We start from the raw sequence: 22,217 nt of genomic DNA, 5'->3' as shown, positions 1-22,217 counted from the left end.
CAATCCGAAGATACAAGGATGGAGAAATTACTATTACACGAACTACAGCCAAAAGAGATTAGCGAAACTGGATTGGTATATTTTGCAGCGATTAACCCGGTGGTATGCAAAGAAGAGGCAACGAAGAAGATGGATGGGGTCATTGAATGAAGTTAGACACATTGCCAACCAATATGGATTAAAAACGTTATTGTAATCCGCATGCCCATGAATGACGAACATCGGAAAGCCGTATGAGGGAAAACCTCACGTACGGTTTGATGAGGAGGGGCTGGTTAAACCCAGCCCTTTACTCTAGTCCAAACAAATTTTAGGAGGTGTAGCAGGTGCAGGCAGCAGTATATGCGGTAGAGCTTGAAGGAGACTGGAGTCTGTGGGTCTCACTCCATATGAATGTTGACAGGATATGGTGGAGCGGTACCAGGGGAGAAAGGGATGGATGGAACAATAGGGCTGCGGATAAGCTGGTGCTCCTCTCTTCGGCGCTTCCTCTCGGTTGGGCAGTGAAGCTGAGGGAGCACTGGGATTCCTCACGGGCAGCGCGGCAATGGCAGGAGGAAGACTGGGGGAGATATATGGCTGAGGTGCTCAGAACTGAAATTGACGTGGAGAGAAGAGGCGGCGGCAGCTTGAATGTGGGCGGACTCTATACGGAAGTTGATGAAAACTACAGATCAGCTATAGGTTGTGAAAAAGGCATATGCGCGGATGTTCTTGGAGCTGCGGCAGAGCAGTTGATGCAGGTACTGGATGGCCGTTCATTACTCCAGCCTGAAGTCGAAGCGCTCCTGGAGGAGCAGCTTCCAGGATTGGCTGGACAGTGGCGGGCGGCTGTTCAGCTCTGCCATTTGCAGGGGCGGCTGAGCGTGGAGGCCGCTGTTGGCGCAGCCCCTGTGCTTCGCAGCACAGGGGCATGGCACACGGCGCGCGCAACCTCCGCGCGCCTGCTTGGCGCAGGCCGGTTCCCTGCGGTCACCGGCCGCCTCCTGCGCACTGCGGCGCTCCGCCTGCCGCAGCTGCGCCTGCTCCGGCGCGGCGCGGGTGCCCGCCGCGCGGAAGAACGCTGCCTGCGCTGCGGCAGCGCCCCCACGGGCCGCACGGCCTGCGCCGCGTGCGGCCTTGTAGGCTGCGCCTATTGCGAGGCCTGCCTCGCACTCGGGCGCAGCCGGGCTTGCGCGCTGCTGCTGCGCAGCGCGGCCTCTCCGGCCGTGCGGTGCACGGCCGGGGCTTCCCCCACCGTGGCGGCACGCCGGTGGGGGCTTAGCGCGGCGCAGGCGGGGGCCGCCGGCGCTGCACTGGGGTTCCTGGCGGAGCCGCGGCAGCGCTCCGCCGCCCGGAGCCCAGAGCGGTTCCTGCTCTGGGCTGTCACGGGAGCGGGGAAAACGGAGATCACGTTCCCGCTCCTTGCGGCCGTGCTCGCTGCCGGAGGCCGTGCGCTCGTCGCCACGCCGCGGCGCGACGTCGTGCTGGAGCTCGCGCCGCGGCTAGCCAAGGCGTTCCCGGCAGAGACGCTCGCCGTGCTGTACGGCGGCAGCGCAGACCGCTGGACCCACGGCCAGTTGACTCTGGCCACTACCCACCAGCTACTGCGCTTCTACCAAAGCTTTGACCTTGTCATCATCGATGAGCTCGATGCCTATCCCTACCACAACGATCCTATGCTGGCCTATGCGGCAGAGCATGCTTGCAAGCCAGGGGGTTCGTTCATCTACCTGTCAGCTACACCGCCAACGGATTTGCAGCGTTTAGCCCGCGCAGGTAAGCTGCCGCATGCCAGGGTACCTGTCCGCTTCCATGGTCATCCGCTGCCGGTGCCCCGGCATGTTGGGATGTCTTCCGTCCATGTTTGCCTGAAGCGGGGAGCGCTGCCCGGAAATCTGCTGCAGGCACTTCGCAGGTCCTTTGCGCGTAAGGCACAAATTTTTCTGTTTGTGTCGCGAATAGCCCACATCGAAGGATTACTGGTTCTTCTCCGCCAGGACTTTCCCGGAGCAGCAATTGAGGGCACTTCTTCCCGGGACCCGGCAAGAGCGGAGAAGGTTGAGGCTTTCCGCAGCCGCGCAATCTCACTTCTTGTTACCACGACAATCCTCGAACGGGGGGTTACCGTTCCCCGCAGTGATGTTTTTATACTGGATGCGGACAGCAGCCTTTTTGATGAAGCCTCACTGGTGCAGATGGCTGGAAGAGCTGGGCGCTCCAAAGAAGATCCGGCAGGAACCGTTTTGTTTTTCTCTCCGCAATGGACGAAATCACAACGGGGAGCAGTCGCACAGATCCGAACGATGAATACCATCGCCCGCAGACAAGGGTACATAAGCAAGGGAGCGGGGTTATAATCTTGATGAGCACATGGTTCCAAGTAGCCAAGTCACTGCTTGCTCCTTCCGCCTCGGACTGTCTTATTTGTGGTAAAAAAGCCCAAGTATCATCAGAGATTCCAGAAGTTTGCAAAATATGCCAGACCTCCATCCCTTGGATTCGTAATCCGCGCTGCTCTAAATGCGGCCGCCATGTGGGCTGTCCGGATTGCAGCCGCAGCGGGGACCCGGGTCCAATAGTCTGCAATCGCAGTGCGGTAGCTTACACAAGTGTGATGCGTGAGGTTCTGGGCCAGTATAAATATAGGGGGAACGAGCGTCTGGCCCCCGTACTCGGTCTGATGCTGGATCGGGCATATACGGTTCTCCAAGCAGAGCGGGGGCAGCTGCGCGGTGAAGGTTCCCGGCAAATCCATTCGAAGCTTCCTGCTATCAAAGGCAAATTCAAGCGCATCGGTCGTGCCAGCTTATGGCAGGCGGATCTGCTGGTCCCAGTTCCGGTAAGTGACGCCCGGCTGGCTGAACGCGGGTTCAATCAGGCCGAGCGTCTGGCGGACATTCTATCCCGGCACAGAAGGATTCCCCAGCTGCCGCTGCTGGTCCGCACCCATCATACCGGTAAACAGAGTTTCAAAAGCCGCGCCGAACGGCTGGCGGATATGAAGCATGCTTTTGCAGCCAACCCAGATCTTGCTATTCGCGCAGAGTTTGTCTATTGGCTTGAGTCAGCCGGACTTCAGACTCAGTCACAGCCTCTGCAAATCATCATTATTGATGATATTTACACAACAGGAAGTACGATCCGGGCCTGCGCGGAAACCATTCATGAATTAGCCGGTAGCCTAGGCTGTACAGCGGAAATTTACAGCCTGACGTGGGCACGTTCGTGATTCTGCCTTAATCTAAGCAGTGTTTCAGTATTTATTTGTAAAACTAATATAAACATTGCCCCTCAATAGCCGATACTAATGATAGACGAAGCTTCTGCAATCATGTAATCTAGGAGCATAAGATATTATACGCTGCACAAAATGTATGGAAGGGAGCCGCTGCTGAAAATGAATCTAGACAATTGTCCACGGTGCGGCCGGTTATACGTCAAAAATATTATGGACCTGTGCCAGCCCTGTATTAAGGATTTGGAGCATCAATATGAAACCTGCGTAAGTTATTTACGCGAAAACAGAGGCACTAATATTCAGGAGCTGTCCGATGCAACGGAAATTCCGATTAAGGAGATTACCCGTTTTATTCGGGAAGGCCGGATTTCTATAGCGAATGCGCCGAATATGATGTACCCTTGTGAGGTCTGCGGAACCTTAATCCGGGAAGGCCATATGTGTGACAGCTGCCGCAACCGTCTGCGCAAAGATCTGACCAATGCAGTAAAAGAAGATGCTCCGGCAGAACCCTCCAAAAAGTCTGGGGAAGGTGCTTACCGGGCCGTTGACAAGATGCGTGAATAATTAAATCTGCAAAATAACGCTTGCAGGTATAAAGAATGTTTCAAAGATGGCCGATAAACTTAGTAAAGATTATCGGCTTTTTTATATTAAAAGGAAGGTGGAAGTTATGAAAATTAACGAGACCGGACGTATTAATGCGATTAACCCGTATCAACGCAGCGCGGAATCGCCTAGACAGGAACAACTGAAGAAAAGCACACGCAAGGATGAGGTTTCGATCTCAGATGAAGCGATAAAGCTATTGCAGGCACAGAAAAGCGGAGAAGTTGACGACGAACGTGCAAGCAAGATTGAAAGCTTGAAACAGCAAGTTTCCGCAGGTACCTACCAAGTTGATGCAGCCAAGCTCGCAGCCACACTCGCCCCCTACTTTAAGCAATCCTCCGAGAATTAGGTGAAGACACCCATGCCATTGACAACATTGCTGGAATTGCTTGAGCGGCTGGACGAAGCACATATTCAAATGCTGGATCTGGCCGCTTTTAAGAAACAGACGATTATGGATAACAAGGTGGATGGTCTGATTGACATCCTGAACCGGGAATCCAAGCTAATGAAGCTAATTGAGCAGCTCGAAGAGCAGCGTGCGCAGGCCGCATATGCTTTTCTGCAGGGGGTCGGGATTCGTTCCAACCTGAACCTGAACCTCTCTGAGCTCTCACGTCTTGTATTTGATCCTGAAGACAAGTCGCGGCTGCTGCATATTCAGCAGAAGCTTTCAGGCACACTACGCCGCTTGAAGCAGGCCAATGAGCTGAATCAGAAGCTGATTGAGCAGTCGCTTACCTTTATAGATTATTCCCTGGATTTGCTGGTCGGAAGACCGAACCAGGATTTTACTTACCATCATCCGTCCGACAAGGGCAGTGGCTCCACCCGGCCGGGTCTTTTTGACGCACGCGGATAGACTTACCGTTCTTGCAAGCCGTTTTGCCGGAGCCATCATAAGGGAGGAACCAGTAGCATGACATCCACATTTCACTCAATTGAGACGGCAAGACGAAGCCTGTTCACACAGACTGCTGCGCTCAGCACAACCGGACACAATATCGCCAATGCCAATACGGAGGGCTACACCCGCCAACGTGTGAACATGAAGGCCGCTTCTCCCATTGAAGCATACGGTCTTACGAATTCCACGGTTCCTGGTCAGCTGGGTACCGGGGTCGAGTTCACTTCCATCGAACGTATCCGCGAGATGTTCCTGGACGATCAGTACCGGGGTGAGAACTCTGCCAGCGGGAACTGGAGCATCCAATCCGATACACTGGACAAGCTCGAAGCCATCGTGAATGAGCCTTCGGATACAGGCATTCGAACAGTACTGGATAATTTCTGGAAGTCCTGGTCTGACCTCAGCAAGAACCCTGAAGATCCTACAGCCCGTAAGATTGTTGTGCAGACTGCGGAGTCACTCACGGATGCAATGAACTACATGAGTACGCAGTTGAGCAATCTGGACCGGGATCTTAGTACCAATATTGATGTCAAAGGAAAACAGGTTCAGGGCTATTTGAGCTCTATCGCTGACCTGAATCAATCCATTGCTAAAATCGAAGGTATGGGCGATCACGCCAATGATTTGCGGGATCAGCGTGACCTGATGACAGACAAGCTGTCCAAGATTGCGAACATTACTGTTCTGGAGACCGATGCCGGCTATAATATATCGCTGGGTACCCAGCAGCTGGTTCAAGGACAAGCCGTTACAGCGACTGTAGACAGCGCGTTTCTCAACACGGCTTATGCCTCCGGGGATCTCAAGGCTGGAGAGGCTTACGGAATGATCTTTTCCAGCAAAACCTACGTCGCGGATTATAAGAAACAGTTGGATGATATGGCCAATACAATCGCCAATGGCGAGGTGAAGGTTACGATTCCTGCGGGTTCAACACTTCCGGCTGGTACCACAGTGTTCAAGGATTCAGAAATTGTTAATGCCGATGGCACCAAAACAACGCTCCTTGCCGGTGCTGCAGTCCCTATCCCGTTGACAGGTGATTTGAAAACTACAGTCAAGGGCCTGAATGGTCTGCATCAGCTGGGGTTTGCGATGGATGGCAGCACAGGCCGCCCATTCTTCACGCCATCAGTGGCCGGGGAAGCGATCACCGCGAGCAATCTTCGACTGAATCCGGAAATTGCTGCAGATCCTTCCCTATTCGCTACTTCTCTCCGCGCCACTACAGACACTGCCGGAAAGGTATCGGTAATTAAAGGGAACAATACACTGGCGCTTTTGTTCAGTAACATGAAGGACAACAATACCTTCACTACAGCGGATGGTATTAAGAGCGGCACTATCGGATCATATCTCAGCTCCATGGTGGGGCAACTGGGAATTCAATCCCAGGAAGCTACACGTCAGACGAGTAATGCCGATTATCTGGTGGAACAGGTGAATTCACGCCGACAGTCTGTAAGCGGAGTGTCCCTGGATCAAGAAATGTCGGATATGCTGGTATTCCAGCATGCTTATAGCGCCGCTGCTCGGTTTATGACGACCTATGACGAAATGCTCGACAAACTAATTAATTCTACCGGCACCGTCGGCAGATAAAGGAGGAATAGCTTATGTTGAGGGTAACCTCCAATATGATGAATTCACAGCTGCTGCTTAACCTAAACCGCAATGCGCGCACCATGAACGACACCCAGCTCCAGCTGTCCAGCGGCCGCAAAATCAATAAGCCTTCCGATGACCCGGTAGGGATTACTTACTCCCTGCGTTACCGTGCCGAGCTGTCTTCGAATGAACAGTACACCAAGAATGTAGATAGCGGGCTGTCCTGGCTTGATTATAACGACACCGTCCTCGGACAGGCTGGAGATGTGGTTCAGCGGTTGCGCGAGCTTACTGTACAGGCCTCTACTGGGAGCAATCCACAGTCAGCTTTGGATAGTATTAATGAAGAAGTAATGCAACTCAAAGAACAACTCGTGGATATCTCTAACAGCAAGCTGAACGGAAAATATATCTTTAATGGTGAACAATATAATACCAAGCCTTATGATTTTGCCAGAGGTTCGGATGGTACCTATGATGTGACCAAAGCCATCACTACAGATCCGGGGCAAATTCAATATATTGTCGGTGAAGGTGTGCAGCTGCCAATTAATATGACCGGTAATGATGTTTTCGGTCATACTGGGGAGGCAGATAATCTGTTTTCTATCATTAATAATATCTCCGAGAGTTTGAAGTCCGGCAATATTAAAGCAGTATCCGCTCAACTTGACAAAATCGATACACGTGTAGAGACTATCCTGTCGGCACGCTCCGAAATAGGGGCTAAGACTAACCGTGTGGAATTAATGCAGGATCGTTTAAGTGATTTGAACATAAACCTAACTGATCTGCAGGCTAAGACAGAGGATGCAGATTATGAGGGACTGATCATGCAGTCGAAGATTCAGGAGAACATCTATAATGCTTCTCTTTCTGTAGGAGCCAAGATTATCTCTACAAGTCTAGTGGACTTTATCCGATAACGGAGGTGGTGCTCGTTGATGCAGCCAATCCTGCAAATTCGACAGACGCCTGCAATCATTGGCATTGATGCTGATTTAGGTGCTTTCTCCATAACTCAGCCTAAGGCTGAAGTTAACATCACAACTACTCCAGGTGAGTTGAGTATTCATTCTTCCCGTCCTGAGCTTACAATAGATCAGACGAGAGCACAGGCGGCCTATAATGGAGGCAGTGTACTTGATATGAATAGCCGTATTTATTCAGGTATACAGCAATTATATCTCCAGGGTATAGCCCGAAAGGTTGAGCAGGGTAACCGAATGGCTGAGTTTTTTAAGCCGGGTAATACAATTGCTGAAGTCTACGGTACAGATACTGAACCGAACTCCTTCCCAGAGCCTCTCGGTCCCGCGGCCTACGACAATGTTGAGATTCATTTTGAGGTAAGAGCCCCTGAAATCAGCTTCCGGGCAGCTCAAGTTGATATTCAAGTGGAAAGTCATCGTCCCGAGACAGAGTATACACGCGGCAAGCTGAATATCTATATGCAACAGTATGCTTCGGTACAGTTTATTCCACCTGAATTGAATGTTCAAATGTAGTGTAATAAGCTATGGATGTGCGTTCTGCGCTTCTATAGCTTTTGTGCTATTTATATGTCATTGGATACCATTAGTATGCTAGGACATTTAGATACCTTTATTATCCCGGTTTTGCATAGCAAAACTGTCTGAGGAGTGAACCGCTTGATTATTGAGACGCTTGCTTGGGGAAACCTAGAAGTACAGGAGGAACAGTTGTATCATTTCTCCAAAGGAATCCCCGGTTTTGAGGATGAAAATGATTTTGTTTTGATTGCCATGGAGGGAACTCCTTTCTGGGTCCTGCAGTCGCTGGGAAATAAAAGTCTGTCGTTTCTGCTCGGAGATCCGTTTGCGTTTTATCCGGCCTATGAGTTTGAACTGCCGGGTGATGAAGCCGAAGAATTGGAAATTGTCTCTCAGGTCATTGTCCGCTGCATGATTACGCTCAAAGAGCAAGCGGAAGAGTCTACAATTAACCTGCTTGCACCTATTGTTTTAAATCCCGAACGATTGTTGGGCAAGCAAGTAGTGCTGCACAAAACGCCATATCACACGAAGCATAGTTTGTTCCAGGAGCAGCAGCCGGTAATTGACGGAAAGGATGGTGAATGAAATGCTCGTACTGTCCAGAAAAAAAGGTGAGTCCATTGTCATTGAGGATCAGATTGAAATTACGGTCCTGGCAGTGGATGGTGATACGGTGAAAATTGGCATTTCAGCGCCGAAACATGTAGATATTTTTCGAAAAGAAGTATATTTATCTATCCAGGAAGCTAACCGTGAATCAGCTGCACCAGCGCAATCTGATCTCAACGCATTGATCAACCGGCTGCGCGGGCCGAAAAAATAATAATTGTGAAGGCACAGAAATGGCCAATGCAGTGGTATTGACCGCTGTATTGGCTTTTATTATGGGTACGATTCACTCTAGGGCTGCAGTAACCTGTGATGCCATTGGGTAACATATAATGTAAATAAACTATAATAGTGAGGTGCTATATCGTGAACGTTGTAGTCATTGGACTAGGCTCGATGGGGAAGAGAAGAATTCGTCTAATCAAAAAATACAATAGTCAGTATCGGATTTTTGGGATTGACTCCAGTGAGGAACGCAGGAAGACTAGTGAAAAAGAATATGGCATTATGACATTTTCTAATGTGGATGAGCTGTTTTTGGAAAACTCAGTTGATAGTGCTTTTATCTGTACTTCGCCTCTGTCTCATAGTGAAATAATCAGTCATTGTCTTGAAAAGGGACTGCATGTTTTTACTGAACTGAACTTAGTGACCGATGGGTACGATGAGAACATAGTGCTCGCTAAAGAAAACAAAAGGGTTCTATTCTTGTCATCTACGTTTCTGTATCGGCAAGAGGTGAGAAAGATAAAACAGTTAATCAAAGAAAACAATTGTCTTTTGAATTATACCTACCATATTGGTCAATATTTGCCGGACTGGCACCCTTGGGAGAACTACAAAGATTTTTTTGTAGGAGACAAACGATCAAACGGATGTAGGGAAATTTTTGCTATTGAGCTTCCTTGGCTGACAGATGTTTTTGGGACTATTAATAAGGTCCATGTCATGAAGAATAAAATCAGTTCATTAGATATTGAGTATGACGATAATTATATGGTGATGATCGAACATGAAAATGGGCATAAAGGTATGCTTGCAGTGGATGTAGTTTCAAGAAAAGCGGTAAGAAACTTTGAGCTTTTTGGCGAGAAGCTTTTTTTGCAGTGGGATGGTTCTGCCGAAGGTATTAAGATATATGATTTTGAACGCAAAGAAGAAAAAAAAATTCTATTATATGAAACCGTGGATCAACTGGAACAATACAGTAAATTCGTAGTTGAGAATGCATACTTTGATGAGATTGCATCCTTTTTTGCAGTTGTTGATAATAGGGAAGAGCCTTTGTATAGCTTCTCTAAGGACAAGTCGATCTTAAAAATAATTGACGAGATTGAGGCTTAATATGGGAATTAACTACAAGATTGCGATAATTGGACTTGGGTCTATTGGGAAAAGACATTTATTTAACATTGAAAAAGTTCTTGAAGCGAGGGGTATTTCTTATTCTATCGATTTAATCCGAAGAGATTTCAATAATGAATTAAGCGATGATATTAAATCCATGGTCAATAATATTTATACGGATTATTCTAATGTACCTGACGATTATGATGTGATCTTTATAACTAATCCAACCCATCTACACTTTGATACAATAAAAAGCTATGTTCCCAAGACTAAACATATGTTTATCGAAAAACCTGTATTCAGTGATACAGCACCCTCAGTTCAGGAGTTAATGCTTAATGAAAAAGGCATTTATTACGTTGCTTGTCCGCTAAGGTATACCGATGTCATACAGTATGTGAAGCATGAGATTGATTTAAGTAGAGTTTATAGTGTCAGAACAATTTGTTCCAGTTATTTACCTTATTGGAGAGCTGGCGTTGATTATCGGAATACCTATAGTGCTCATGCAGATGAAGGCGGCGGTGTTTCCATTGATCTTATTCATGAGTGGGATTACATTGTGTATTTGTTTGGACATCCCGACAGAGTAGAAAACTTCAGAGGGAAGGTTTCACATCTCGAAATAGATAGCGATGATTTGTCAATATATATTGCTAAGTACAAGAATCTGATGGCGGAAATTCATTTGGACTATTTCGGAGTTCAGACAATCAGGGAACTCCAGCTATTTACGTATGAAGATACCATTATTGCAGATATAGCTAACAGTAAAATAACATATTTGAAGCGAAATGAAACGATTTCTTTTGCAGAGTCCAGAAATGACTATCAACTCAAGGAAATCTCCGCTTTTTTCGATGTCATAGAAGGAAAGACCGTTAACCCGAACGATATAGATTCAGCCGTAATGACTTTAAAAATTGCTAAGGAGGGCAGCCTGTAATGAGGATTTTATTTACGATTTGCGGAAGAGCGGGATCAAAAGGAATTAAAAATAAAAATTTGAAAGACTTCTTAGGATACCCATTAGTATTTTATACAGCATCAGTAATTGATTTGTTCATGAAACAGAACTCCCGTATAGACTGTGATATCGTTGTAAATTCGGACAGTGTAGATTTGATGAATCTGATTAATCAGAATCTGAAATTACAAATTGATTTTATTGATAGAGATCCCGCTCTGGGAGAAGACTATACGCCCAAAATAGCTGTGATACAGAATAGCCTTAAAATCATGCAGGACAGAAATAAACAAGAATACGATATGGTAGTGGATCTTGATATCACCTCTCCCTTAAGAACCGTTGGCGATCTGCAATCCTTAATTGACAAGAAGGCAGAAGGTGCTGCTGATGTGGTTTTTTCAGTAACGGATTCAAGACGTAATCCCTATTTCAACATGGTCAAGCCATCTACTGAGGGATATGTCAGAGTAATTGAATCATCGTTTAACGCCCGGCAGGAAGCGCCTGAGATTTTTGATATGAATGCATCTCTATACGCGTATTCGCCTTTATTTCTCGAAAGTGGCAAAGGAATATTCGAAGGTAAATGTGATGTAATTAAGATGATGGATACGGCAGTATTGGATATAGACAATGAGAATGATTTTGAACTCATGGAAGTCATTGCAGAGTATTTGTTTAGGTCACACGAGGAAATGAGTGTAGTTAGAGATAATATTAGTGTGATTACAAACGCCGAGCATTGAGAAATGCCCGGCTTCTTTGAATTTCATTCTAAGAATATGATATTTTCACTGAACTAGAATTTATACATTGTCAAATTAATGGTTTAAATAAGGAGAAAAAGTATTCTGTAGTTCATTCTTCCATAATAGGAAATCAGGAACGGTTTGTTGCGATATTTGGTTATTCAATAAATCCCAAGAGTCATTATTAAAATGAACAACAGCTTCTAGAAGACTGTCTTTGAACTGAATTCCTACTGAATGCAGATTGTTTTTACTTAGAAACATGGAAAACGTATCTATTTGTAAATTTATAGTTGTGTGAGCATCCACTATGTCTTGCATAACTACAGCAGCCTCATTATAGTTTTTGTCTGTTATATTAGTAACGATAAAGTCAAACCCTTCGTCTATTGATTCACAAATATCCAATAAATTACGCATTAACTGGAGTGAGAAAATTAAATTATAGTCGGTTTTTATATTTTCTGTAATAGTTACATCCATGGTGAAGTCCTCTTTAAAATTAAAAATATAATTTTTGCTGCCGCAATTCAATATATTTACATTATTAGTTGAAAACTCATTTGCACTCTGCCTTTTTTCTAGTCCGTATTCTTTATCCTGTTCTGCAGCATAGTCAAAGAGTTTACGCAAGGAGGCATTCATAGCATGTGTATATTTTTTAAAAAGTACACCATCAAGATCATTGATTCCAACTCGTTTATAATAGGTGGAATTATAATTTGATAAAAGTGCAGCCACTTTGTCTTTGTCTTCTACCGAGGCAATTTGATCCTCTTCGCAATGAAAAATATAATAACGTGTATCGGACTTTACTCTATGCTCTCTAAGTAACAGATTACGGATCTGCTTGTGAGAATCCCCAAAATAGAACGGTGATGTATCATCTAAAATTGTCCAAGGATTATTATATGCGAACGGCACAGTATAAGGTTTATTATTGTAATTGACAGTAACAACATAATCATGCTCCAATATTTCTCTACCCACAATATGCTTCATTTGAGCACGTGAAAAGCCGGAGTTGTCAATGATGACTGAGAACAAATTTGGTGCGAATTTGCCACAAAGCATAGCTATATAACCACCATAAGAAGATCCATAGGCAATTATTTTCCGCTTGTTCAAGTTAGGGTATTTTCTGATAACATCACCTAGAACAGTAAGGCAATCCAGAGCAGGTAAAAAGCCAAAGGATTGATACTCATTTCGCGCTGTGGACTTTAAAGCCTGACAGCGGGGGTCCAACTGGGCCACACCTTTACTTTCTAGAATTTCTCCTAGCTTCACATAAAAATCGTTTTCAGATGAAATATCGCTCCAGTAAGCGCTCGGAACACCATAAATAAATTCCATATTTCGTAAGAAATTGTCATCCATTATCGTCTCGATTCCTCGGTATATTCCAAAATAATTCAAGGAGACCACTATACAATTATATTTCTCAGCGAGATAAGGGTTTAATTTTTCTATTTGATAAGTGGAATTGGCAAGTCCGCCAAACCCTGGGATAGATAATATTAGACCAGTTCTGTCAGTTACGCCCTTAACAGGTAGCGTGACATAATAATCAAGGTCCTCTCTGCAAAAACCTAATTCAATATCTGCATGCGGTTTGATTTTGAACCCAAGCGTCCCCAAATTTTATACCTCCAATTGTATTGTTAACGTGTTAATGAAAAATAAGATGGTATCATTATAATTATCGGAAAAGCTAAGAACGCTTATTAGTTTTGTTGAACCTTCTTATTTTTCAAAAAAAATAATTAGAAACTCTAAACAGTTCGGCACTCTCTGACGATATATAATTTAGACGCTGGTCCGGCAGGGCGGCCGACCTTAATGGATCGGCGTTTACCACATGGATGTGGAACTAACTTAATTTCAGGGAGGAAATATCAAATGATTATTAACCACAATATTCCGGCGTTGAACACTCACCGCCAACTGTCGATCAACACAGCTAATACTAGCAAAAATATTGAGAAACTGTCTTCTGGTCTGCGCATCAACCGTGCTGGTGATGACGCTGCTGGTCTGGCAATCTCCGAAAAAATGCGCGGCCAAATCCGCGGTTTGGATCAAGCTTCCCGTAATGCTCAAGATGGTATCTCTTTGATTCAAACAGCTGAAGGTGCGCTGAACGAAACTCACTCCATTCTGCAACGTCAACGCGAAATCGCTAACCAATCTGCGAACGGAACGAACACTGACTCTGACCGTCAAGCGCTGCAAGACGAAATGAATCAATTGACTTCTGAAATCAATCGTATCGGTAACACAACTGAGTTCAATACTCAAAAGTTGCTGAATGGTGGTATTGGTTCAAGTGATAGTGATAAGTTGACTCAAGCTATAAGTGCGAAAGCAGTAGCGGCTAATGCAGTTACATCGGCTGCTGTATCGCTTACTGCTGGGGCAACTATTACTGTTGATAACAGAACATTTGATCTTTCGAGCATAAAGGTTGCTTCTACAGCTTCTGGTGCTGCTACTGCGGCTGCATTAAAGACAGCATTGGATTCAGCAACTTCTGGTGGAGTTAAGTTGTCTGATTTGGTAGACGTCAAAGTAAATGGTGCTAAACTTGAATTTACTGCGAAGTCTTCGGGAGCAGCTAGTCAGTTGAAGTTTACTGGTACTGACATTACTAAATTGGGATTGTCGTCTGCACAGACGGTACAGGGTTCCCCATCAACTATTGAACGTGCCGGACTTCAGGGAGCTAAATCGCTTACAGCTGCTGCCGTTACCCTTGCAGTTGGTGCAACGTTGAAATTCACAGTTGGCTCTGAAAGCCAAGTTACAATCAATCTTAACTCTGGTACAGCTCCAAAAACTTACGACACTGTGAACGCTGATCCTAACGTTGCTAAAGCCGCCATGGATAGCCTGGTTAAAGATATCAACGCATCTCTGCAATCTGCTGGAATGGACAGCAAAATTACGGCTTCCTTGTCAAAGGATAACAAGCTCCAATTTGTTTCTGAAACTGGAAAAGATATCGTACTAGGTACTAGCCCTGCACTGGGTATGGGACTAAGTACTGCTGCAACTATTGGGAATATTCAACAAGTGGTTGGTGCTGGAGCACAAGGCGTAGGCTTCACCACGAAGTTCCAAATTGGTGCGAACACAGGTCAATCCATGTCCCTTCAAATCAATGATATGCGTGCATCTGCCCTTGGTATTACTGGTAACGCTGGACAAACAGGCTTCACTAAAGAAAATGCGGTTACTAACGGCTCTAACGATATCAAAGCAGAAGCTGCATTGAATGTCGCTACCCGTGAAGATGCTTCCAAATCAATCGCTGTTCTGGACAAAGCTACTTCCCTCGTATCTAGCGAACGCGCTAAACTGGGTGCTGTGCAGAACCGTCTGGAACACACAATCAATAACTTGGGAACAGCTTCCGAGAACTTGACAGCTGCTGAATCCCGTATCCGTGACGTTGATATGGCTAAAGAAATGATGAACCAGACCAAGAACAACATTCTTGCTCAAGCTGCACAAGCTATGTTGGCGCAAGCAAATCAACAGCCACAAGGCGTACTGCAACTGCTGAGATAATTTAAGCCATAGCTTAGCGTAATTGAAGAAATTACTGACAATAGCTCAAGAAAGCCCCACTTTGTGGGGCTTTCTTGCTATACTGGTTCTGTAACTTCTCTATATTAAATATGAAAAACTTAGCAAGGGAGCAGAAATGATGGATCTGTTAAGCCGCAATATAGACATCCTATCTAGCAATCACAATCACAAGATTGGAATGCCGGAATCAAGCGAAGTAACCCAGGCGGTGTTCAGTGTAGATGATGATGGGAATGAGGTACTTGTTACACAAGATCAGACGTTCATCTTGAAAAGTGAATTTGATAAATCTTATCGCTCTAATCCCCTGAAGCGCGAACTTATATTTGTTATCGGAATTTATTCGGTAGAGGAAATAAGGCAGCTTATTCAAAAAAAAGGTGATGAGTCCTTACTTGTTATTATTGAACCCAATTCTGCATTTTTTAATTATACCTTGCACCATAATGATCTTTCTTTCATTCAATCATCAGCGGCAGTTTTATTTGCTGATAAAGTAAGTGAATTACCTTTGTTCCTGGATGAGTTTCTTTTATCAAATGCGATTTTCTACTTGAAGACGATCAAATTTTATTTCACCTATTATTATCGGGAACATGACCTCAGTTCAAGCGTGGATATCGTCAGAATCATAAAAGAGGTTGTACAATATAAAACACTTATGTACGGGAATTCTGTAGAAGACAGCTTGATAGGATTCAGACATCACATGAAGAACCTCAAGCATTTGCCGCGTTCGAAGGATGTCTCTTTATTGAAAAATGCAATGCGTAACATACCGGCTATTGTAGTATCTGCTGGTCCGTCTCTAAATAAGAACATAAAACAATTGCAGAGTATGAAAGATAAATCGCTTATCATCGCTGTAGATACGATAGCACAACGACTATGCAATGAAGGTATTATTCCTGATTTTATATGCTCCATTGAACGGGGAATTGAAACCTATACTTATTTTTATGAAGGAAAGTCATATCCCGTTGAGTCAACCCTTGTTGGCCCGCTTGTCCTCTATCCTGAGGTGTTTAATGAATTTCCTGGAGAGATAGTTATTCCTATGCGGGAGAAAGTGGGAGAGTTCATTTGGCTAAAGGAAATTTTAGGGCTAAAGGATGATTATTCTATTAGTATCGGCTTGTCTTGTGCACATGTGGCGTTCGGTGTTGCAGAGCATATTGGGGCATCTCCAATTATATTGATAGGGCAAGATTTGGCATATGGGGATTCTGCTAAGGAGACACATGCCGGAGGAACGATTTATGATGATAAGGAACTAACTAGTAGTATGTTTGCTGAAATTCAAAGTTTTGAAACAGAAGGATACTATGGTGGGACGGTTGCAACGACAGAAATATGGAATGCTTTTCGTACCTGGTTCGAGATGGAGATTGCGAATAAGCAATTGCATGTAATTAATGCAACGGAGGGGGGGGCGAAAATTGCTAATACAGAGCAGTTAAGTCTAGCAGATGTGGAGGCACAATATTGCCAAACAAATGTTAAACCTGTCTCTGAGATATTGAAGGGGATAGCGCTATATCCTTTAGAGCAACAACAAATAAAGCAGGCCATTAGAGAACAATATAAGTATTTTCTCGATATTAAAATGCAATTTGAATACCAGCGTAAACAGGTTAGACGTCAGCGAATCAACGAGCATTCAACAGAAAAGGATTTGAAAGAAGCGTTAAAGAAGATTGACAGGACAGAAGATTATTTTAGAATAGTTCTGGATAGTTGGCTTCTTCGTCACTGCCTGCAGCCTGCAATGATTAACTCTGTGTGGAATTTGTATGACATTGAACGTGTAGTGAACCCTGTGAACGTAATGCAGGCGCGGGAAGTTAATCTTGGATTTCTAGATATTGGTGTGTATGCTCTAAGTGAGATCGTTTCAATTTTAGAAGCAACTGCGGAGGCTTTATAGTCATAATACAATAGCTGGAAGTTGGAGAAGGATGAATAAAAAAATACTGTTGGTTGGTGGTGGAGGGCATTGTAAATCTGTTCTGGACAGCCTTCTTAGACTAAACATGTACTCGGATATCGGAATCATCGACGTACAAAAAAATGTAGGGAAGAACATTATGGGGATCTCTGTTATTGGTTGTGATAATGATCTCGAGAGATTGTTCGCTGAGGGGTATACTTGTGCCTTTGTAACACTCGGGAGTATTGGCAGTCCGGCTCATAGAATCAGGCTTTTTCATCATATAGAAGATGTAGGTTTTCAGATTCCAGTTATCATCGATCCTTCAGCCATCGTAAGTTGTGATGCGCAGATTGGGGCAGGAGTTTTCATCGGAAAACATGCAATAATAAATGCAGGTTCTGTCATAGATACTGGGACAATTATTAATTCTGGGGCAATCATTGAACATGATTGTGTTATTGGAAACTTTGCTCATATTGCTTCTGGAGTAGTACTAAGTGGAGGAGTACAAATCGGAGAAAACACACATATTGGAGCAAATACTGTGATCAGGCAGCAGCTCATGATAGGTTCTGATACAACTATTGGAATAGGCAGTGTAGTGGTGACCAATATAAAAAACCAGGTGGTTGCTTATGGTAATCCATGTCGGGAAATAGGATAAACAATGAATTTCGAGTCATTACAGAAGTCTTATAATCGCTGGGGTGCAGAAAATGACGAAAAATGGAAAAATACTAGTTACAGGTGCGGATGGATTTATCGGGTCACATCTAACAGAAAAGCTGGTTGAACAGGGATACGAAGTGAAGGCTTTCGTTTACTACAACTCCTTTAACTCTTGGGGATGGTTGGATCATTCACCCTATAGAGGAGAGTTTGAGGTATTCGCTGGAGATATTCGCGATCCATACGGGGTAAAGACAGCCATGAAAGACTGCGACAGGGTGCTTCATCTGGCCTCACTAATCGCCATTCCCTACTCTTATCATTCTCCGGAAACGTATATTGATACAAATATAAAGGGAACCTTGAATGTGTTGCAAGCGGCCCGTGAATTGGGTGTTTCTAAAGTAGTCCATACGTCTACAAGTGAAGTATATGGAACGGCACAATATGTACCTATAGATGAGCTTCATCCACTGCAGGGACAATCGCCATATTCGGCCTCCAAGATTGGCGCTGATCAGATGGCACTCTCATTCTACCGTTCATTCGATACACCGGTGGCTATTATTCGTCCATTTAATACCTATGGTCCACGCCAGTCTGCGCGTGCAGTTATTCCGACCATTATTTCACAACTGGCAGTAGGTAAAGAGAGAATTAAACTGGGAGCCATACGCCCAACGAGAGATTTTAATTATGTTGAAGATACTGTCAAAGGTTTCATTTCTATTTTAAACAGTCACAAGGCAATTGGTGAAGTGATTAACATAGGCAGTAATTATGAAATTTCAATTGGGGATACCGTTGCTTTGATTGCAGAAGTGATGGGGAAAAAGGTAGAGATTGAAACAGAAGAGATGCGTATACGACCAGAAAAAAGTGAAGTTGAAAGGCTCTGGGCAGACAATCAAAAGGCTAAACAGTTGTTGGGCTGGGAACCTTCCTATGGTGGTATTGACGGATTAAAACGAGGATTGAAAGCAACAGCCGATTGGTTTGGGGATAAGGAAAATCTATCTCAATACAAGGAATCGGTGTATAACATATGAGTACAATATGGCAAGATATTTCCCAAACCGTGAAAGAAATCTATCGCGGACAATCGATAATTCCATTACATGAACCGACATTTGATACGTTAGAGCTGGAATATGCAACGGATTGTATTCAGAGTGGTTGGGTGTCTTCTGTTGGTAAATATGTCGATCAATTTGAACAGAAACTTGCAGATTATGTAGGAGTGCGCCGTGCTGTAGCTGTCGTTAACGGTACAGCAGCACTGCATATTTCACTGAAAATCGCAGGGGTGCAGGCTAACGATGAAGTAATTATGCCTGCACTAACCTTTGTTGCTACAGCTAATGCTCTTTCTTATTTACAGGCTGTTCCACACTTCGTAGATGTTTCTAAAGATACCTTAGGTATTGATCCGCAGAAGCTTGCTGAGCATATCAGAGAAATTGGAGAGCGGAAAGACGGGTGCCTGGTAAATAAGCAGACAGGAAGAGTCATTCGTGCGCTCCTGCCCATGCATACGTTTGGACACCCGGTCGAGTTGGATGCGTTACTTGACGTTTGTCAGCAGTATAACCTAGTTATGGTTGAAGATGCTGCTGAGTCACTAGGCTCCTACTACAAAGGTAAGCATACTGGCGGATTCGGCCTAGTCGGTGCGCTGAGTTTTAACGGCAATAAGATCATAACAACAGGCGGTGGCGGAGCAATTGTAACGGATGATGTGCAGCTCGCGGATTACGCCAAGCATATTACTACTACAGCGAAGATGCCGCACCGTTGGGAATATCAGCATGATGAAGTAGCTTTTAACTATAGAATGCCTAATATTAATGCTGCACTTGGCTGTGCCCAGATAGAGAAGCTTCCCGAATTCTTATCTTCTAAACGCGCTCTGACAGAGAAGTATCGTAGTTTATTCCAAAAGGTTGAAGGGGTGGATTTGTTCTTAGAGCAACCGCATAATTCAAGTAATTATTGGTTGCAGACTTTACTGTTGGATGAGCAACTCTACGATCGGGACAAGGTACTGGAGCAACTACATGCTGAAGGTATAATGGCACGACCAATTTGGACCCCGCTAGATGAATTAGTACCATATGCAGATTGCCCTAAGGCTGATTTGTCAGTTACACATCAATTGAAAAGAAGAATTATTAATATCCCTTCTACTCCATTGAAAGGGGATTCTAATGTCTAAACGAAAAGTATGTGTAGTAACCGGTACCCGAGCAGAATATGGTTTGTTGTATTACTTGATGCAAGAGATTAATGCGGACTCTGAATTGGAATTGCAGATTATTGCAACAGGAATGCATCTGTCTCCCGAGTTCGGATTAACCTACCAGCTAATCGAGAAAGATGGTTTCGTAATAAATGAGAAGATTGAGATGCTCTTATCAGCGGATACTCCCTCTTCGGTTGCCAAATCCATGGGAGTTGCGGTGTTGGGACTTGCAGATGCATTTCAACGCCTACAGCCGGATATACTGGTTCTGCTTGGGGATCGCTTCGAAATATTGAGTGCTGCTCAGACAGCACTCGTTATGCGGATTCCTGTTGCGCATATTTCTGGTGGCGAGTTAACAGAAGGAGCCATTGATGATTCTATTCGCCATGCTATCACGAAGATGAGCCATGTTCACCTTACTTCCACGGATGAGTATGCTCGTCGAGTTATTCAGCTTGGAGAACAGCCGGATCGTGTATTTCAAGTAGGAAGCCTTGGGGTTGAAGGGATTCGCAGAATGACATTAATGACAGAAGCTGAGCTTGCAGCTTTCTATCAGTTCCCAATAGATAAGCTTCTTCTAGTCACTTTCCATCCAGTTACTCTTGAAGTGCGAACAGCAGAGAAGCAAGTTGAAGAGCTGCTGTCTGCATTGGATCATTTTCGAGATTATATGATAGTTTTCACCAAAGCTAACGCTGATACAGAAGGAAGAATTATTAATCAAAAAATAGATGAATATGCTGCAACGCATCCCGAACGTGTTAGGGCTGTTTTCTCACTTGGACAGTTAAGATACCTGAGCACAATGAAGTATTGCTCGGCAGTGATTGGCAACTCTTCAAGCGGGATTATTGAAGCTCCAGTTTTCTCGAAACCAACCGTTAATATAGGAGATAGGCAGAAGGGACGGCTCAGAGCGGACTCCATTATTGATTGTGTCCCCAAAAAAGAAGATATCATCAATTCCATCCGTCAGGCAACCTCTTCGTCATTTCAACAGAGTGTAACGGGTACTGTGCTGCAGTATGATGGGACAAAGACATCTCTTGAGATTGCAAACATTCTTAAAACGGTAGATCTACGAAATATATTACAAAAATCATTTTTTACACTTCCGGAGGTAGAAGAATGAATGCGACGTATGTGATTGCTGAAGCAGGTGTCAATCATAATGGGGATTTGCAGATGGCCAAGCGGTTAATAGATATTGCGGTGAACAGCAAGGCTGACGCTGTAAAGTTTCAGACGTTTAAAACTGAGCTTATAATTAGTACATGCGCACCAAAAGCGGAATATCAGAGGCAAACGACTGGAGAGGAAGAGTCACAATTTGAGATGGTGAAGAAGCTGGAACTTTCGTTCAATCAATTTAGGGAGTTGAAAGCCTATTGTGACGAGCGTGGCATTGAGTTTCTATCCACTCCGTTTGATATAGAGAGTGTGGATTTTTTAATTGATGAGTTGAATCTAACAACTATTAAAATATCTTCTGGAGAAATAACAAATGCTCCATTGCTCTACCATATTGCTCGTAAACAGCCTGATATCATCTTGTCCACTGGTATGGCGACATTAAGTGAAGTAGAGGCGGCGCTTGGTGTAATTGCTTTTGGTCTTCTTTCAAAAAATGAGGCTCCCTCTGCCAGTGCTTTCCGATCGGCATATTTATCTTCAGAGGGACAGCGGCAGTTGCAGTCTAAGGTTAGACTGCTTCACTGTACTACAGAATATCCAGCTCCAGTTGAGGATGTTAATTTGCTGGCTATTGAGACAATGCATAAGGCATTTGGACTTCCAACCGGTTACTCGGATCATACAGAAGGTATAGCTGTTACGATTGCCGCGGTAGCGCTGGGTGCATCTGTCATCGAGAAGCATTTCACACATGATAAACAAGCGGAAGGACCTGATCATAGAGCCTCCCTTTCTCCGCAGGAGTTGCAGTTGCTCATTCAAAGCATCCGGCAAGTGGAGGCTGCAAGAGGCACAGGCATCAAAATTCCTGCTGAATCCGAAATGAAAAATATTGATATTGCCCGCAAGAGCATTGTTGCCCATAAGAAAATTGAGCAAGGTGAGACATTATCAGTGAATAATATTGCAGTTAAACGCCCGGGTGGGGGAATTTCTCCATTTGAATACTGGAGTCTGTTGGAGACAACGGCTGTGCAGGACTTTGAGGAAGGCGAGTTACTTGAACAATAACACAACTATTCCAAGGAGTG

At 44.5% G+C, this 22,217-nt stretch carries 22 protein-coding genes; 21 read left to right on the top strand and 1 reads right to left on the bottom strand.

Annotated features, from left to right (window positions below; genetic code table 11):
* The first annotated feature begins 10 nt into the window (after positions 1-10).
* From A3844_RS16215 to A3844_RS16150, 14 genes are all read left to right on the top strand, one after another.
* Entirely contained in the window at positions 11-196 is a 186-nt protein-coding gene (locus A3844_RS16215; protein ID WP_083607069.1) for a group II intron maturase-specific domain-containing protein, read from the top strand.
* Positions 197-326: 130 nt separating this feature from the next.
* Positions 327-2,339 (top strand): ATP-dependent helicase ComFA, encoded by a 2,013-nt coding sequence (locus A3844_RS16210; protein WP_074107931.1) that lies wholly within the window; start codon positions 327-329, stop codon positions 2,337-2,339.
* A gap of 5 nt (positions 2,340-2,344) precedes the next feature.
* Positions 2,345-3,211, top strand: a complete 867-nt coding sequence (locus A3844_RS32360; protein ID WP_074107935.1) for a ComF family protein — start codon at positions 2,345-2,347, stop codon at positions 3,209-3,211.
* 168 nt (positions 3,212-3,379) lie between these two features.
* Positions 3,380-3,787: a TIGR03826 family flagellar region protein gene (locus A3844_RS16200; protein WP_074107934.1), complete on the top strand. Its 408-nt coding sequence runs from the start codon at positions 3,380-3,382 to the stop codon at positions 3,785-3,787.
* 106 nt (positions 3,788-3,893) lie between these two features.
* Positions 3,894-4,181 carry a flagellar biosynthesis anti-sigma factor FlgM gene (gene flgM, locus A3844_RS16195; RefSeq protein WP_074087295.1) on the top strand — a complete coding sequence of 96 codons (288 nt, stop codon included), beginning with the start codon at positions 3,894-3,896 and terminating at the stop codon, positions 4,179-4,181.
* A 12-nt stretch (positions 4,182-4,193) separates the two neighbouring features.
* Complete coding sequence (locus A3844_RS16190; protein ID WP_074087294.1) at positions 4,194-4,694, top strand: flagellar protein FlgN; 501 nt, start codon at positions 4,194-4,196, stop codon at positions 4,692-4,694.
* A 57-nt stretch (positions 4,695-4,751) separates the two neighbouring features.
* Entirely contained in the window at positions 4,752-6,347 is a 1,596-nt protein-coding gene (gene flgK, locus A3844_RS16185; RefSeq protein WP_074107930.1) for a flagellar hook-associated protein FlgK, read from the top strand.
* A 14-nt stretch (positions 6,348-6,361) separates the two neighbouring features.
* Positions 6,362-7,279: a flagellar hook-associated protein FlgL gene (flgL, locus tag A3844_RS16180; RefSeq protein WP_074107929.1), complete on the top strand. Its 918-nt coding sequence runs from the start codon at positions 6,362-6,364 to the stop codon at positions 7,277-7,279.
* Between the two features lie 18 nt (positions 7,280-7,297).
* Entirely contained in the window at positions 7,298-7,861 is a 564-nt protein-coding gene (locus A3844_RS16175) for a DUF6470 family protein (RefSeq protein ID WP_074107928.1), read from the top strand.
* A gap of 144 nt (positions 7,862-8,005) precedes the next feature.
* On the top strand, positions 8,006-8,455 hold the full coding sequence (locus A3844_RS16170; protein ID WP_074107927.1) for a flagellar assembly protein FliW: 450 nt from the start codon (positions 8,006-8,008) through the stop codon (positions 8,453-8,455).
* Between the two features lies 1 nt (position 8,456).
* Complete coding sequence (csrA, locus tag A3844_RS16165) at positions 8,457-8,693, top strand: carbon storage regulator CsrA (protein ID WP_074107926.1); 237 nt, start codon at positions 8,457-8,459, stop codon at positions 8,691-8,693.
* A 152-nt stretch (positions 8,694-8,845) separates the two neighbouring features.
* Positions 8,846-9,823: a Gfo/Idh/MocA family protein gene (locus A3844_RS16160; protein WP_074107925.1), complete on the top strand. Its 978-nt coding sequence runs from the start codon at positions 8,846-8,848 to the stop codon at positions 9,821-9,823.
* 1 nt (position 9,824) lies between these two features.
* Positions 9,825-10,775: a Gfo/Idh/MocA family protein gene (locus A3844_RS16155; protein WP_074107924.1), complete on the top strand. Its 951-nt coding sequence runs from the start codon at positions 9,825-9,827 to the stop codon at positions 10,773-10,775.
* The gene (locus A3844_RS16150) at positions 10,775-11,545 is read left to right on the top strand and encodes an acylneuraminate cytidylyltransferase family protein (RefSeq protein WP_074107923.1); all 771 of its coding nucleotides are present in this window, start codon (positions 10,775-10,777) and stop codon (positions 11,543-11,545) included. Before A3844_RS16155 ends, A3844_RS16150 begins: the two co-directional genes overlap by 1 nt.
* A gap of 75 nt (positions 11,546-11,620) precedes the next feature.
* Here the strand turns inward: A3844_RS16150 and A3844_RS16145 are convergent, their stop codons facing one another.
* Positions 11,621-13,189 (bottom strand): DUF2920 family protein, encoded by a 1,569-nt coding sequence (locus tag A3844_RS16145; protein ID WP_074107922.1) that lies wholly within the window; start codon positions 13,187-13,189, stop codon positions 11,621-11,623.
* A 261-nt stretch (positions 13,190-13,450) separates the two neighbouring features.
* Here A3844_RS16145 and A3844_RS16140 point away from each other — a divergent pair, with 261 nt between their 5' ends.
* The 7 genes from A3844_RS16140 (at position 13,451) to neuB (ending at position 22,197) form a co-directional block, all read left to right on the top strand.
* Positions 13,451-15,121, top strand: coding sequence for a flagellin N-terminal helical domain-containing protein (locus tag A3844_RS16140; protein WP_074107921.1), 1,671 nt, complete (start codon positions 13,451-13,453; stop codon positions 15,119-15,121).
* A gap of 136 nt (positions 15,122-15,257) precedes the next feature.
* Positions 15,258-17,069, top strand: a complete 1,812-nt coding sequence (locus A3844_RS16135) for a motility associated factor glycosyltransferase family protein (RefSeq protein WP_083606884.1) — start codon at positions 15,258-15,260, stop codon at positions 17,067-17,069.
* Positions 17,070-17,100: 31 nt separating this feature from the next.
* Positions 17,101-17,739 (top strand): acetyltransferase, encoded by a 639-nt coding sequence (locus A3844_RS16130; protein WP_074107919.1) that lies wholly within the window; start codon positions 17,101-17,103, stop codon positions 17,737-17,739.
* Between the two features lie 52 nt (positions 17,740-17,791).
* Positions 17,792-18,793, top strand: coding sequence for an NAD-dependent 4,6-dehydratase LegB (locus A3844_RS16125; RefSeq protein ID WP_074107918.1), 1,002 nt, complete (start codon positions 17,792-17,794; stop codon positions 18,791-18,793).
* Entirely contained in the window at positions 18,790-19,959 is a 1,170-nt protein-coding gene (locus tag A3844_RS16120) for a LegC family aminotransferase (RefSeq protein WP_074107917.1), read from the top strand. Before A3844_RS16125 ends, A3844_RS16120 begins: the two co-directional genes overlap by 4 nt.
* Entirely contained in the window at positions 19,952-21,124 is a 1,173-nt protein-coding gene (neuC, locus tag A3844_RS16115; protein ID WP_074107916.1) for a UDP-N-acetylglucosamine 2-epimerase, read from the top strand. The genes A3844_RS16120 and neuC overlap by 8 nt, the downstream gene beginning before the upstream one ends.
* Positions 21,121-22,197, top strand: a complete 1,077-nt coding sequence (gene neuB / locus A3844_RS16110; RefSeq protein WP_074107915.1) for an N-acetylneuraminate synthase — start codon at positions 21,121-21,123, stop codon at positions 22,195-22,197. Before neuC ends, neuB begins: the two co-directional genes overlap by 4 nt.
* Positions 22,198-22,217: the final 20 nt, after the last annotated feature.

Origin of the sequence: Paenibacillus helianthi, from assembly GCF_001909055.1 — a bacterium.
Lineage (GTDB): Bacteria > Bacillota > Bacilli > Paenibacillales > Paenibacillaceae > Paenibacillus_AQ > Paenibacillus_AQ helianthi.
The sequence above is the reverse complement of the archived record's forward strand: the minus strand, read 5'-3'. Positions and strand labels throughout refer to the sequence as shown.

Excerpts from the sequence above, each read along its gene's own strand:
- A3844_RS32360 (WP_074107935.1), top strand. The coding sequence starts at position 2,345 with ATGAGCACATGGTTCCAAGTAGCCAAGTCACTGCTTGCTCCTTCCGCC.
- A3844_RS16200 (WP_074107934.1), top strand. The coding sequence starts at position 3,380 with ATGAATCTAGACAATTGTCCACGGTGCGGCCGGTTATACGTCAAAAAT.
- flgM (WP_074087295.1), top strand. The coding sequence starts at position 3,894 with ATGAAAATTAACGAGACCGGACGTATTAATGCGATTAACCCGTATCAA.
- A3844_RS16190 (WP_074087294.1), top strand. The coding sequence starts at position 4,194 with ATGCCATTGACAACATTGCTGGAATTGCTTGAGCGGCTGGACGAAGCA.
- flgK (WP_074107930.1), top strand. The coding sequence starts at position 4,752 with ATGACATCCACATTTCACTCAATTGAGACGGCAAGACGAAGCCTGTTC.
- flgL (WP_074107929.1), top strand. The coding sequence starts at position 6,362 with ATGTTGAGGGTAACCTCCAATATGATGAATTCACAGCTGCTGCTTAAC.
- A3844_RS16175 (WP_074107928.1), top strand. The coding sequence starts at position 7,298 with ATGCAGCCAATCCTGCAAATTCGACAGACGCCTGCAATCATTGGCATT.
- csrA (WP_074107926.1), top strand. The coding sequence starts at position 8,457 with ATGCTCGTACTGTCCAGAAAAAAAGGTGAGTCCATTGTCATTGAGGAT.
- A3844_RS16155 (WP_074107924.1), top strand. The coding sequence starts at position 9,825 with ATGGGAATTAACTACAAGATTGCGATAATTGGACTTGGGTCTATTGGG.
- A3844_RS16150 (WP_074107923.1), top strand. The coding sequence starts at position 10,775 with ATGAGGATTTTATTTACGATTTGCGGAAGAGCGGGATCAAAAGGAATT.
- A3844_RS16140 (WP_074107921.1), top strand. The coding sequence starts at position 13,451 with ATGATTATTAACCACAATATTCCGGCGTTGAACACTCACCGCCAACTG.
- A3844_RS16135 (WP_083606884.1), top strand. The coding sequence starts at position 15,258 with ATGATGGATCTGTTAAGCCGCAATATAGACATCCTATCTAGCAATCAC.
- A3844_RS16130 (WP_074107919.1), top strand. The coding sequence starts at position 17,101 with ATGAATAAAAAAATACTGTTGGTTGGTGGTGGAGGGCATTGTAAATCT.
- A3844_RS16125 (WP_074107918.1), top strand. The coding sequence starts at position 17,792 with ATGACGAAAAATGGAAAAATACTAGTTACAGGTGCGGATGGATTTATC.
- A3844_RS16120 (WP_074107917.1), top strand. The coding sequence starts at position 18,790 with ATGAGTACAATATGGCAAGATATTTCCCAAACCGTGAAAGAAATCTAT.
- neuC (WP_074107916.1), top strand. The coding sequence starts at position 19,952 with ATGTCTAAACGAAAAGTATGTGTAGTAACCGGTACCCGAGCAGAATAT.
- neuB (WP_074107915.1), top strand. The coding sequence starts at position 21,121 with ATGAATGCGACGTATGTGATTGCTGAAGCAGGTGTCAATCATAATGGG.